Genomic DNA, 13916 nt, shown 5'->3' with positions numbered 1-13916 from the left:
GCGAGGAAGATCTTAAGCGTAATCGTGTAGCATATGGATCTGGATGGGGTGGCGTAGCGTGCGCAACGCCTTGACTTCTATCTGTCGGATACGCTCGCGCGTCAGCTTAAAGTACGCGCTTAACTCTTCGAGTGTATGGCAGTAACCATCATAGAGTCCATACCGAAGCTCGATAACCTGGCGTTCACGCTGGCTCAGTGTTTCAAGGGCGCGCGAAATATGATCGCGTAGTACCTGGTGCGTGACGACTTCAGCTGGAGCGGCCGCATGCGTATCCTCAAGCATATCAGCGAGATGGTACTGTTCATCCTCAATAAGTGGGGCATCCAGAGAGATGGGGGCCTCTGCGATACTTTGTAGCTCTACCACACGTTCTTTTGTTAGATTGATGGCCTGAGCGATTTCTTCGGGGAAGGGGTCGCGACCGAGATCCTGGTAAAGCTGCCGTGTGATGCGTTTCATCTTGTAGATGAGTTCAACCACGTGTACCGGCACATGAATTGTACGGGTGTGCTCGGCGACTGCGCGACTGATCGCTTGACGAATCCACCAGGTGGCATAGGTGCTAAAGCGAAAACCTCGTTGAGGGTCGAACTTCTGTACGGCGCGAATAAGGCCGAGATTGCCCTCTTGAATGAGATCGAGGAGCGATATGCCTTGATTATTATAGCGTTTTGCGATGCTTACGACGAGACGTAAATTGGCTTCGACCAGGCGTTTTTGTGCTTCCATATCACCATTGGCGACGCGCCAGGCAATAGTAAGCTCCTGTTCTGATGTCAGCAGCGGGAAGCGACCGATCTCGGCCAAATATTGACGAATGGCATTGTCAACCTCTCTATCGCTTTCTCCCTCAGTTTCAGCCTCTTCTTCCTCTTCGAAGAAGACATCGTCCTGCATTTCGTTCTGGGCTGCTTTCCCTCTACGGCGCCGGGTTGGTCCACCTGACTCCTCATTTGAGGAATCTCCATCGAGGAAGCTTTGTTCGCTGGAGTCTTCTTTCTGCCCTGAAGTCTTGCGTGTTGAGGGGCGTCCAGGTTTGCGGCCTCGCTTGCCGCGACTCTCCGTGGTTAATTTGCTTGTGCCCTGGTGTGTATGCTGACTGGCGGATAATCCTTCACCCGTCACAGAACTTTGCTCGGGAAAAGCGAGATGAACAAGTGATTCAGTCTCTTGACGTTGTGTACTGGCTACCATATACCTACTCCTTATACCTCAAAACCCATTCCACTAATTGGTAACCGGGACTGGTGATGCATCATAGCAGCCGTTGTCCTTTTCAGGCTGCGTTTTGGTGTGTGGGCTGCATCGCCTATGCTCTTATGCGGAAACCAACCCCCATTCGGGGGCGAGGCGTCACTGTCGTGACTAGCGCTTCCCCCATTTCCCCCTTCGGGGACAAGCGGGGACACGCGGGGACCACCTTCAGGTGGCACGGCAAGCGCGCTCAGGTTTCCGAATAGGCAGTATGTCCAAAAGTTTTTTAGACACATCCCCCCTATCTCTCTTAGTTGCAAGATGTGTGCCAATAGTGAGGTACAAAGATATAAAAGTGTGAATGTTTTTATAAAAATAGATGTAAAGGGGCTTTAGAAGCTGCTGGAGGCTTAATTGATAATAGTATATATTTCCACCATTTAAGCGGAATGGTGCATTTAATCTCAACGGAACACACCAGAAAAAATTTACGGGTATTGTGGATATATCCACAGTTTAACTGGTGATTTATTTTACTCCGATGCAAGGCCTACCTGCTGTCTACATGAGAAAAAAGCCTTGAGCCACGTTTATTTGTGCTAGAGCAGACAAACAGTCGTTCGCATGCTGAAGGGGACAACTACCGTGGGACAACGCAAAAAAAAACATCCAAGGTCTCTCCCTGCCTATGCGCATCAGGCGCCTCAACCTCCTATCCAAAATTTAGCGCAGCCTCAGACGGAGGCCCAACCGCGGCGAGCGCCTGAACAACAAATGTCACAAAGGAACAAGCTTACTGAGAATATTACGCGTCTCCCTACTCGCCCCTCGGGGCAGCCTTCTGAGCTGCGCGAGACCTCCGCTCTTTTTGTGACTGAGAGCAGCCTCCAGGCACTCTCGCTGATCCTCGCGGAGACATCACCTGCGTTGTCGGCTGTAAGCGGTGAACCCCCTACATTAGACATAGATGTGTATAAACAGGCCTTAAGACGTGAGACTCCTGTGCCCCCAGCCCTTACCCCTGCTACATCGTCCAGGACCACGCCACAAGCTGTTCGAGACGATAGACCTGCTCGGGCAACTAGCGCCACTGCTATGCAGCCTCGGCGTGATAGACGCGATTCTCAGGCTGAACCTCTCTTGTTCTCTCGGCCCTCCTGGCCACATGCAAACGGCCCATTTAAATTTGGCTGGCGCGACGCGTTGCGCTGGTGGCTCCTCTATCCAGGACGCATGGAGTTCTTACTCTGGCTTCTTGGCTCCCTCCTCCTCACTATTGTGACTGGTGCCTTGATTGTGGCGGTGTTGTGGAGCGTGGGCTGGCTGCACCTGGCCATATCCACATCTCTGATACTGAATTAGAGCTTGTGTTGTTGATAAAGCGAAAGTCCCACTTGTATTAGTATATGCCGGTATAAAAACATGTGTTTGTTATAATGCTTTTTGGGTTAAGTAAAGCTGAAATTTTTACCATCTACTTGTATACTAGATTGCTTGTTTGGTAAACATGGATGGGGATGTTGTAAAGTCGTAGGGAAAGGTCGTTTCACTTTTATGAGGACGCGTTGGAAATCTCTCTCTCGTCGTGTTTGGGGTTGGGGCTATGGTATAGTAGGGGTCGCATTGATCCTGGTACTCGTTCCCCTTTGGCTAGCCTGGCAGGCAGAAAACAGGGCTGCAGGCGCCGCTCCCATACGTCGTAGTACATATACCACGCCTGCCGCGCTTCCCTGGCGTGCCGCTTCTGATCAGAGTGGGCACGTATGGGTGACGTTTCCAGGGTGTGATCCCGCTCCACGTTGCGTGCATCCCTCGCCCGGAACGTTGACTGCCTTTAGCCTGGCCGAGAGGCGTTGGCAGCAGGCAGTGACGTTGCCCCAGGGCTTTAGCCAGCCACTCAACCTGGTGGTGGATCGGCAGGGGCGTATCTGGTTTACCATGTTTATGACCAATGCCCTGGGGATGTATGATCCCGGGCTGAAGGTATTTAAACAGTGGTCTCTGAAGACCAGAGATGCTGGCCCGTGGGATCTCGCCCTCGATAGTCAGGGGCATATCTGGTTTACCGAGCATTATGTCAATAAAATTGGCTCTTTTGACCCAAAGACCTGGGAGATGGGGCGAGAGGTAGCAACGCCAGCGCCTGATAGTCATCCATACGGCCTGGCTATTGATGTTCATGACACGGTATGGTTTACAGAGAATAATGATGCCGTGGCTTTGATTGCCTGTTACAACCCCAACACACAGGAGGGCTTACGCGAGTACCGTATTCGCTCAAGGGGAGCCTCTACGAGTGGTGTCACGCCGCATAGTATACGCGTGGCCTCGGATGGCAAAATCTGGTGGACCGAAGGCTGGGCGAGTGCTTTGGGAGTCCTGGACCCTGCGCTGGCAGTGTCGGGGACCAATCGGGGGGTGAAGGAATATTTCTATCCAGGTATGGGGGCGACTCATACCTCGGGACTGGCCATTGGCACGCGTGGAGAGGTGTACTTTACCGATTCTTTGCGAGAAACGGTAGGGGTGCGTACACCAGATGGTCACTTCGCTTTTCTGAAGCTGGCTCCGAATGCCCATCCTCATGATGGCGTGCTCCTGATTGGAGGAGAAACACTCTGTGTGCTGGAAGAGTTCGCGAACAGGCTTGAGCTGCTCGCGGTGCCTCTGAGCATAACCCATCCATAGGGGCGCGCTCGACTTGGCTTCCTCAAAGTGGTACAATGGCCTGCGATGAGCACAGGGGATGCACACACCGCCCAAGAAATGTAAGGAGAGTTCCATGCCGCGAGGTCGGGATAAACACGAGACGCCTCAAGAGAGTATCGATAGTATTCTGCTTGCTGTGAGTAGGCGTGAAGATATCGATCATGAAACCTTGTCGCATTATTTTGATCGCTTAGATGAAGAATGGACACAAGGGGCACGTGAAAAGGTCTTGCATCTGCTGCGGAGCCACGATGTCTCCGCGCATACCGCGGCTATTCTCATTCTCTCTGAACTGGCGACAGACTTCGACCTGGAAGAGCTTGAGGACTTTGTAACGGATCCTACGGTCAGTGATATGGCCAAACTGGCGCTCTCACCGATTCTCAAAGAGCTTGGCTCTGAGATGGCCGACGAAGGCCTGGTGGAATATCTCAATGATCCAGCCGGGGCGATGTTGCGCATGCAAATGAATCTGCTAGAGCTGGTGGGGCAGAGCGAGAAGGGTGTGGAGTCGGTATTGGAAGATGTTGCCTCTATGCCGCTTGAACGCAAAATGGCCTTTATCAACTGGCTGGGTAACAGTAATGATCCACGAGCCGCAAAACTGCTGATCCCGTTGATGGAAAACCAGGCGGGGAAGGTTGTCCTGGCGGTGCTTGAAGCCCTGGAGCAGTTGGGCGCGACCGCCGCGACCCAGACTATTCCCGCTTTAAACTACCTGGTGTCGACGACCTCTAATCGGCAGGTCAAACAACAGGCGCGGGCCGTGCTTGGGCGCTTGATGATGCATGTCTCGCCAGATATCGAGATGGAAGGGAATGTGGTCGCGCTCCAGCATCTGCATCCCTACCAGGCCCGTGTCAGTTTTATCGATGGTTCGGGTGGTCAGATGGTCTTGCTGTCATGGCGGCGTCCCGATGGACGGCTCAAGGGCGTCAATGTCTTTATCCATGACCAGTGGGGCGTGAAAGATTGCTATGGCATCGATGATATGGAGTTGGAGCGCTGGGTAGAGCTTATCAATGAAATGCAGGGTCAGGGCTTTGGGAGCTTCCATGTCTCCTTTGAGTATGGTCGTGCCCTTATTATAGAGCACCGTGCCCTGTCGAAGCGCCTGCGCCATAAGCTTCCCATTGCCTATAACGTCTGGCGCCCCCTGATTGAAGCACGCCCAGAGGAGTACGAGGACGCGCAACATGCAGAGCAGGCTCCACCAGAGGAGGCCCTGCCCGCGGTGGTCGCGGAGCCTTTGACACTTGACGAGAAGACGCGTGCCCTTGTCGCCAAGGGCGCAGATCTCTATAAGCTTGCCGAGTTTGCCTCCTGGATGTTTGATCCGGTTGCACGCCTGGAACCCTATATCAATCGCTACTGGAGCACGCACAGCGCGCAAGAACTCCTCTTTCCCCCCACCACAAAGCGCAAGCGACGCGGCGCAAGCGAGGAGCAGGAGAAGTTACAGCAGGAGAAGCAGGTCCAGGAAGATGTGGTACTGAACGAGGCCATCGACGAGTTGATAGATGAGCAGTGGCAGACCCTTTATGAGACGCGCCTAAGAAAGCAAGCTGCACTCTTTGCCTATGCCGAGCGCAAGAAAGAGGCCCGGCTGATGAACGCGGTTGCCGCGGCCCTACATCCTGCATCGGGCATTCCGGCGCGTGAGCAACCTTTTGTGCGGATGTTGATGAAGACCTCGATTGAGCAGGGGCCCCTGCGTATGATGGTTGAGGCCCTCGGCTCAGGCAGCGCGGGACCCCTCCCAATAGCCCTCTTTGGCGATGAACCGGGCGAATAAGTCTGGTACTGGTAGATGATGTGCGATGCCCTGGTTGCCTTAGGCAACCAGGGCATCGCACATCATCTACCAGTACCAGCGCCGTAGGCGCGAGAAATCAAGCGCTACATGTTAGCGCGCCGAGGCCAGGGTGGGTGTCTTCAGAAGCTCCTGGGCCGCGTGTTCACCGCTGTGCATGGCGCCCTGAATACTGCTGGATTTGGTATATTCACCGGCCAGGTAGAGTCCTTCAATCTGTGTGCGATTGCCTGGAAGTGTGTCATAGATACCAGGCGGTTGCTCGAATTGAGAGAAAGGGACACGATAAACGGCGAGCAACTGCCAGTGATCGAGATTGCGCTCGGGGAACCAGCTCGCAATCTCCTCACGGCAGCGCTCGGCCAGCGTCTCATCATCCTCCGCGGGATTGCCCAGAACGGTTGCGCTCAGCAGATGCTTGCGCGGTGGGGCGTACGTTGGTGCAATGTTCGTCAGGAGGACGGCGTTGTTGACATAGGCGTGCTCATTGGCGTTCAGCAAGATTTTGCGTTGAGAGTAGAGACGTTCATCGCCTGCGAAATAGACGCAGACTGACCCGACTGTCTGAGTTGGTAGTGGCTCCTTGAGCCAGCGAGCCGTGACCGTGCTGGGGGTTGCCAGGACGACCTGTTCGGCGTGAATTTCCTCGCCGTTGCTCAGGCGTACGCCATTGATACGCCTATCGCTGATGAGTAACTCCTCGACACGTGTGTTAAAGCGAATGCTTCGTGGGGGGAGCGCGGCTGCGAGCTGCTCAGGAATACGCTGGATGCCTTCGGCGGGGAGAATGATGTCCCCTGTTGAGAGCGTCTTAAATGTGAACTGAAACATGCGTGCGCTGGTGTGCAGTGAGCGATCCAGGAAGATCCCGCCATAGAAAGGACGTGCAAAGTTTTGGATAAACTTCTTCTCCGAGAAGCCCAGGCGTCGCAAGTAGTCCTCAGTCGATTCGTCCTGTCCCTCTGGCTGTCCTTCGCCCGCGAAGATGGCGCTGGTGGACTGCCCCACGAGCTTGTTACGCAGGTAGAGTATACGCGCCTTGTCGGCTGGCGAGATCAACGGATTGAAGATGCCAGGGAGCAGAGCCTTGGGATCGCGCAGGGGATCTGAAATTTCATAGCGTTTCCCCTTTTTGACCAGGATGGCGCCCGGCTCAAGCTTGCGGATCTTGAGCCGCTCATAGTCGAGGTGACGGCTGGCTGCGGCGTACGCGGTAAACAATACCTGAAAACCACGATCCAGGCGATAGCCATCCTCATGGTAATCTGTGCGCATGCGCCCCCCAACCTGGTCCGCAGCTTCCAGGACCAGGACGTCTTGTCCAGCCTCTACCAACTTTTTCGCGCATGTCAGTCCTGCCAGACCAGCACCGACGATGAGAATCATCTTCAGCTCCTTACCATAATGGGTTCATCACTAGTCCAGTGATGAGCTTGGGATATAGATAGGTGGATTTCTGCGGCATACGATCGTCTGCCTGGGCTACTTCGCAGACCTGTCGCAGGGGTGTGCTATTGAGGAGCAGAGCGGCTTGCGCCTCTCCCTTTTCTACGGCGGCAAAGACGTAGTTAGCGTCATGTGAATAGCGCACATAGGTTCCCGCCGTCATATCTTCTGCACGTAACCCCAGCGTCTCCTCCAGCAAGAGGCGTTGGGCGATCGCGACATCCAGACGCTTCCAGGCCTCAGAATGCTCGCTCGTTTGCATATAGTGGCGGCCTTGCTCCGTCAAGCGCAACAAAAGTGCCTGCTCGTTAGTGAGGATGACAAACGCAGGTTGCTCCTGCCCGGCCTTCTCCAGGTGTGCGATCACGTCCTTGCTGGCGCGTGTAGCCAGCGTCTCTACCGTAAAGTAGCGCTTGAGCTGCTCTCCGGTGAGTTGAGCTTGCATCGCGGGCGCCAGGTTGGTGAGCAGGCGATGAGTTGGTAGGACCAGCATGCCTGGATCGTCGACATCGATGAGCGACATCAAGGTGAAATTGGCGGCGTCGTCAGGGTGTAGCTCTTTGCGCTGCTCTTTCAGTTCGTCCCGATATGCCAGTGCTGTCTCGTAGCGATGATGCCCATCCGCTATATAGAGTTGACGCTCACTGAAGAAATCCTGGATAAGCGCAATATGCTGTTGATCTTGAATGGGATGGAGGCGATGTTCTACGCCCTCTTCATCTTGAAACTGAATCTGAGGATGTTCGGCGTAGGTCGCGAGCAGGCGGCGCATGCGACCCTGTGGATCCTCAAACAGGCTCATAATCGGACTCAAGTTTGTTGCGCATGCGCGGTAGAGATTGAGCCGATCAGCTTTGGCCTTTTTCATCGTGTGCTCATGAGGGAGGACGACGCGGGCGCTCCAGGGTTCAAGGCGCACACGAGCTAGCAGGCTGGTACGTGTATATACCTGGTCCGCGTGAGTAAATAGTTGCTGATAGAGGTAGTAGCATGGCTGCTCCTCCATATGGAGCACACCCTGGTTGCGCCATTCAGAAAGATAGGCCGCCGCACGTGTATAGACATTGTCTAGATCATTATCGTGATCGGTAGTCTTGCCTAGTTCCAGGCGAATAATATTATAAGGGTCACGCTCATAATAGCGCGCTTGTGCCTCTGGAGTGATAATGTCATAAGGAGGAGTAACCACGCGAGCCAGGTTCGACACGCGGTCCTGTGCATAGCGTAGTCCACGCAGCGGTCGTACATCAGCCATAAAACGGATCTCCAATCTCTCTATTTACTTCTTCTCCGAAACCCTGAGCGCGCTTGTTCCCCGAATGGGGGAAGCGCTAGTCACGCCAGTGACGTTGGGTTTCGGAATAAGATCTTACTACCTAAAGGAAGAAGTTATGGATGTTGGTGTGTAGAAAGTGATCAATCTGCCTTGAAGATGTACCAGGAGGGTGTTCTTGACCCTGTCTGGGCTAATATATCTCTTGCTCATTGTATCACAGGGCCATCGACGGGAAGAAATGCAGCCTTTTCTGGTACAATAAGAAAAAAAGTTCAAGAAAAGGCTTGACAGAGGGATGAGGCTATGGTAGTATATTGCTTGTAGAACAAAGGTTCTAAATGCTCTCCCAATCCCCATAGACTCCTCCGTATCGTCCTCATTCAGCGGTCGGGTTCTCCTCTCTCTCCCTCCCGACCGCTGGGGGTGGTGGAACTATAGGTCCCTGCTTCATCAAGCTCTTCGTTTTATGTCTTCTCTCTTATGCACATGCTGGTTATGAGCATCAAACGCTTGATTTACCCACAAGTCCTACTTCGTGCGGAACGCATTGACGTGCACTGATGCGGTATGTAGACTGATTGTAAGAGATTAAAGCCTGAAAAGAGCATCTTTGGATGGATACTAAAGAAAAGCGAGCTTCTATGGGTGCTCTTGCATGCATAATCGAATGGTAGACCGTATCTGGAGTTGCATATGCACACATTTGTAGTGGATCAGCTTGTAGGACAAATTGTAGGTGGGGATGACTACCTCGTCGAGCGTTTATTGGGGAAGGGGCGTTTGCAGGCTGTATACCTGGCGCGCCAGATCTCTACACAGGAGCATGTTGCACTCACACTTTTTATTATGCCAGAGCATTTTTCCTCTGAAGCGTGTGAGCGTTTTCAACAGCGCTTTGAGCGCGAGGCAGGTAAACTTCAGGGGCTTAAGCATCTACATATTCTGCCCGTATATGCGCATGGCATATACCAGGGCTATCCATATATGTTGACGCCGTATATGATGCATGGTTCGCTGGTAGATGTCATCAAGCGGAAAGAGCGCCCGGCATATACGGACGTGGCACAGATCCTTGGGCAGGTAGTTGCGGGACTCAGCTATGCACATCGACGTAATATTGTGCATGGGGCTCTCAAGCCTGCCAATATCGTTCAGAGTGCCCAGGAAACGATGCAGGTGGCTGGTTTCGGTTTGATGCATATCCAGCAGATGTATGGTATTGAAGAGTATAAGCATCCGTTCGCGCATCTCCTGAGCGTGGCTGGCACGTTTGTCACGCCACCGATATACCTTGCTCCGGAGGTTTTGCGCGGCGAGAAGGTTGATGTGCGCTCAGATATCTATGCATTGGGCGTGATCCTCTTTGAACTCCTGTGTGGGCGCGTCCCATTTGCTGGGAAGAAGCCAGCAGAGGTCTTGCAGCAGATGCAGCAGGAACCTCTCTCCTCGCTGCGTGGGTTCTGTCCTGATATGCCTATCGCGCTAGAACTTGTAGTGAAGCAGGCATTAGAACAAGAGCCGCAGCGTCGTTTTGCGCAAGTGGAAGAACTCGCCGAGGCCTTTTCCCAGGTCGCGCGCGGCTTGGGAAAGAGCGCCCGCCCGGCGCTGTATAAGAAGCCCCAACGCGAAGACGAGCAGCTACAGGATGAGCGAGACCCCTGGCAGCTCTTGCCTCCCATTATTACGGGTAAAAGTCCTGCGTTGCATATTTTCCCTGAGTCGCAGAAGCCACTGGCTGCGCCTCTTGCGCATATGTTACAGGAGGAGCAGGTTGCCCGCTCTGCCTCAGTGCTACAGCACGATGCTCTAGTGCTTCCGCAGTCTCCTCGAGCACAAAAAGTCATTCTTCCACCTCCCGACGCTGTCGTGCCCCAACAATATGTCGAGAGCGAAATTGATTTACCTCCAGACAGAGGAACGCGGTCAGGAGCGCAGGGAGGACGAACAGCGCCGCGACGTGCCGCGTCCTCCTATGAGCAACGAGTCCAAAGGCAGGAGGCGCAGGAATGGGAGCAACAGCTACCAGTATTACCTCCTCTGTCTTCTGGAAAGCGTGCCGATCCCTGGCTCTCCCTGGCTGATGGTGACGAATTTGAGTGGTCGCCTGATGTGCGTGGTCCACAGAGCGTAAAGCGTCCACTTGTTATTCCGCCTGAAACTGGTCGGCAGCGCTCTGGCTCACGCGTTGTAAATCGGAGACGTGTGCTAGCGTCGTTGGCCACGGGCGGCGTCGCGTTGGCGGGTCTGGCATTTGTGCTGCATCCAGCCTTGCCAGGAATCCAGGCACAGCCTGCTCCCAAGACTGGACAGGGCCAGACGGCAACCACGGGAACACAGCCACAACCTGGTTCTGGGGGCGCTCCGAAATCTGGAGCGGGAAATGTCGTCTCGCTGCCAGGAGTCAACCAGTTGCCAGCCAATGGCGCGCTTAACTTTACCAATCCCGTGGATCAGAAGGCGAGTATCCTGGTGCATATGACGGATGGGACATTTGTGGCTTTTGAGCGCGCCTGCACCCATGTGGGGGTGAGCGTCAACTATGACAAGGGGACACAGATGCTTGTGTGCCCAGCCCATGGTGCAGTTTTTGATCCTGCCAATGGCGGGGCGGTTGTCCAGGGGCCTGCCACCAAACCCCTTCCTAAGCTGGGTGTAAAGGTCAATGGCGATGGCACGCTTGTGATCTCGTAGCGACACCAGGGGTAGGGCACGGGTGACGTATGCTAGCTTGCTAACGGCTGTACAAGGCGCTACAATACAATTCTGTCTATTGTTGCTCCCTGGAGAGAAAAGGATCTGCGCTTCATGAATCCGATGCTGATTACATATCTCGGCCTCATCGTCGCACTGGCTATTTTAGGGTGGGGTGGGCTTGTGTTGTTGCGTTACTACCATAAACCACGCACGGGCACGCGCCAGCATACGCGGAAACTAGATGCATGGGTCCCCTTCAATCCGATCTCTTCCAGTGAGGAGGAGTACCTGGAAGCGATTGGCGAGGATAAAGAGGACTCATCCAGTCGCTTGCATGCGCGCGCGCGCCAAAATGGTCACTCGCAAAATGGTCACTATAATACGGAGCATAAGCAAACCCGCTAGCGATTAGCTTCTGCATAGAGAGGAACTAAGAGACGGAGACGAAAATAGAGCGCAGAGCCGATCCTGGCCTCTCCTGGGCGAGCGGTAGCAAATGGCCGCCTCAGTGTCTATTTACCCTGGCTCTCGAGTATGCGTGTGACCTCGGCAAGAATGTCCTCCACATTTAGGTCAGGCAGTTCTTCCGTGGTTGTCTGCTGAGAGGCATATTGCTCTGTATCGGTGCTCTCCTGACTTGACTGGAAGAATTCACGTTCACAGCCCTGGATGGCCTCCAGGATGGGTTGATTCTGCTGAATGATGCGGGGGAAGAGGCTATGATAAATACCCACTGTTTGCATGATGGCGCCAACTGCCAGCTGAAATTGCTCAAAGGAGAGATAGTGGGTGGCGAGAGGAATCGTTTCTTCCAGGCGCACCTCACCATCTTCGAGATCCACACCAAATTTTCCAATCGCGATACGATAGTTGACGGCCATCAATGCCTCCAGGCATTCCAGGCGCTTGCGCTGGGAGACGCGCATGAAGTGAGGCACGACCAGCATCAACTTGCGTAAATCATCGCGACGCTGTAGCCCGACGATTAAACGCCACTGGCCATGCTCACCGTGAAAGACCATCTCTAACAATTCCTGCTGCTCATCGATGCGAGTGATTTTCAGGCCCATGCGATTGAGATAGTCTATAAGTTGTGGAATGCCAAAGCTGTGTGACATGAGGTCTCTGCTCCTTCGTATTTCCATGTCCATATTATTGGAGAAATGCTGCTAGTTTGCGTTCTACTGAAGAAGGAGGGGATATAAGGATCGTCTCGTGACTGCCTCTCTTCTGCTGTGTTGCTGAGCAGCACCATGTGGTTGGGTTCTCACTGTCTATAGATGTAGATTCAGCTATTTGTCCAAGTATAACATATTGCTGTGCTCGTTTCAGGCAAAAAAGCAGCCTGGCGGAGCCGCTGAAAACTGGGAAATGAAGACTTGCATACGCTTTTGATGGAATATATACAGGCCAGATAGAAGTAATGTATGCTTATAGTACTGTTAGGTGTCCAGGGGGAAGGCTGATGTCATTGCCCGATTATAACCCTCTATAGAGGGCGTACCGATGGCTTTTCTTGCTCCAGAAAATGGAGAGGTAAAGCTAGAGAGCGACCCTGGTCATGTCCTACTTTGATGAAGACGAGAAGAACAGTAATGTATAGTGCTGAGTGGAGAAACTAGGATGAGTACTGAACAGCAACAGACGAATACGCATGCCGCCCTTGATGCTCGCTTGCAGCGTGGGGCGGAGAACGCGGTCAAGTGTATGGGGATCGGCGAGACAGATCGCGTCTTTATTATTACTGATGAGGCACGCCAGGCAATTGCGGACCGGATTGCCCAGGCGGCCCGCGCTCGCCACGCCCAGGTCGAAACCGTACTCCTGGAGCAGTTTGGCTCGCGCCCACTTACCGTATTTACCGACGAGTTTCGTCAGACGATCCAACAGGCGCAGCCGACAGTGACCTTCTATATCGCGACCGCGCAGCCGGGCGAGATTAGTTTTCGTATCCCTTTGCTACCATTCTTGCAGCAACTGGGGGTGCGTCATGGCCATATGATCGGCATCGACGAGCAGTTGATGATGGATGGGATGTGTGCTGATTACGACGAAGTCTTTGCCATGACAAACAAGGTCTACGCGATTGTCCGCGAAGCGAAACATATTCGCGTGACCTCGCCCAAGGGAACCGATGTCAGCGCGACCTTCCACCCTGAGTGGAAGTGGATACCCTGCCATGGGCGCTATACAACTCCTGGGACCTGGGGCAACCTGCCCGAGGGCGAGGTCTTTACCGCACCTGCCAGCGTGGATGGCGTGCTGGTCTGCGAAGTGCTGGGAGATTTCTTCTCGGAGAAATACGGGGTACTTGAGCAGCCATTGACCATTAAAGTGGAAAATGGGTATATTACAGAGATCAGCAGTGCGAATAAAACCCTGGCGCAGGAAGTGCATGATTATCTCTTCTCGACGCCTAATGGCAATCGTGCGGGCGAGTTCGCCATTGGTACTCTGACCAGCTTAAAGCGGTTGGTTGGTAACCTGTTGCAGGACGAGAAGATGCCAGGACTGCATGTGGCCTTCGGCAATCCGTATCCCGAGTTTACTGGCGCGGATTGGAATGCCAAGGTGCATGTCGACGTCATTCCTACTCAATGTACAATTGAGATCGATGGGCGCATCATCATGCGCGATGGAGTATTCACACTCTAGGTTGGTTTTCTGGTTCCTGGTAGGGGTGTAGTGGACCCTGGCAGTTTCAGACTAGCCAGGACACACCACATCCCTACCAGCTCACCTCTCGATGAGCAACTGAGCACTTCGACGGACTTCCCAGAC

General features: G+C 53.7%; 10 protein-coding genes. 6 read left to right on the top strand and 4 right to left on the bottom strand.

Annotation, left to right across the window (positions count from 1 at the left end; all coding sequences use genetic code 11):
• Positions 1-12: 12 nt before the first annotated feature.
• On the bottom strand, positions 13-1197 hold the full coding sequence (locus KRAC_RS09110) for a sigma-70 family RNA polymerase sigma factor (RefSeq protein WP_007906286.1): 1185 nt from the start codon (positions 1195-1197) through the stop codon (positions 13-15).
• 774 nt (positions 1198-1971) lie between these two features.
• On the opposite strand from KRAC_RS09110, the gene KRAC_RS09105 reads away from it, so the two are divergent.
• From KRAC_RS09105 to KRAC_RS09095, 3 genes are all read left to right on the top strand, one after another.
• Entirely contained in the window at positions 1972-2559 is a 588-nt protein-coding gene (locus KRAC_RS09105; RefSeq protein WP_157506362.1) for a hypothetical protein, read from the top strand.
• A 261-nt stretch (positions 2560-2820) separates the two neighbouring features.
• The gene (locus tag KRAC_RS09100; RefSeq protein ID WP_169460873.1) at positions 2821-3885 is read left to right on the top strand and encodes a Vgb family protein; all 1065 of its coding nucleotides are present in this window, start codon (positions 2821-2823) and stop codon (positions 3883-3885) included.
• A gap of 94 nt (positions 3886-3979) precedes the next feature.
• A complete protein-coding gene (locus KRAC_RS09095; RefSeq protein ID WP_007906277.1) occupies positions 3980-5701 on the top strand; it encodes a HEAT repeat domain-containing protein in 1722 nt (573 codons plus the stop codon).
• A 111-nt stretch (positions 5702-5812) separates the two neighbouring features.
• Here KRAC_RS09095 and KRAC_RS09090 read toward each other — a convergent pair whose 3' ends face one another.
• Positions 5813-7105: an NAD(P)/FAD-dependent oxidoreductase gene (locus KRAC_RS09090; protein ID WP_007906276.1), complete on the bottom strand. Its 1293-nt coding sequence runs from the start codon at positions 7103-7105 to the stop codon at positions 5813-5815.
• A 10-nt stretch (positions 7106-7115) separates the two neighbouring features.
• On the bottom strand, positions 7116-8420 hold the full coding sequence (locus tag KRAC_RS09085) for a DUF1015 domain-containing protein (protein ID WP_007906275.1): 1305 nt from the start codon (positions 8418-8420) through the stop codon (positions 7116-7118).
• 714 nt (positions 8421-9134) lie between these two features.
• On the opposite strand from KRAC_RS09085, the gene KRAC_RS09080 reads away from it, so the two are divergent.
• Positions 9135-11132: a protein kinase domain-containing protein gene (locus KRAC_RS09080; RefSeq protein WP_007906274.1), complete on the top strand. Its 1998-nt coding sequence runs from the start codon at positions 9135-9137 to the stop codon at positions 11130-11132.
• A 114-nt stretch (positions 11133-11246) separates the two neighbouring features.
• Complete coding sequence (locus tag KRAC_RS09075; RefSeq protein WP_007906272.1) at positions 11247-11540, top strand: hypothetical protein; 294 nt, start codon at positions 11247-11249, stop codon at positions 11538-11540.
• A 107-nt stretch (positions 11541-11647) separates the two neighbouring features.
• On the opposite strand, the gene KRAC_RS09070 is transcribed toward KRAC_RS09075, so the two are convergent.
• Positions 11648-12253 (bottom strand): YbjN domain-containing protein, encoded by a 606-nt coding sequence (locus KRAC_RS09070; RefSeq protein WP_007906270.1) that lies wholly within the window; start codon positions 12251-12253, stop codon positions 11648-11650.
• Between the two features lie 505 nt (positions 12254-12758).
• On the opposite strand from KRAC_RS09070, the gene KRAC_RS09065 reads away from it, so the two are divergent.
• On the top strand, positions 12759-13790 hold the full coding sequence (locus KRAC_RS09065; RefSeq protein WP_007906269.1) for an aminopeptidase: 1032 nt from the start codon (positions 12759-12761) through the stop codon (positions 13788-13790).
• Positions 13791-13916 lie beyond the last annotated feature (126 nt).

Source organism: Ktedonobacter racemifer DSM 44963 (assembly GCF_000178855.1).
Taxonomy (GTDB): Bacteria; Chloroflexota; Ktedonobacteria; order Ktedonobacterales; family Ktedonobacteraceae; genus Ktedonobacter; species Ktedonobacter racemifer.
The sequence above is the reverse complement of the archived record's forward strand: the minus strand, read 5'-3'. Positions and strand labels throughout refer to the sequence as shown.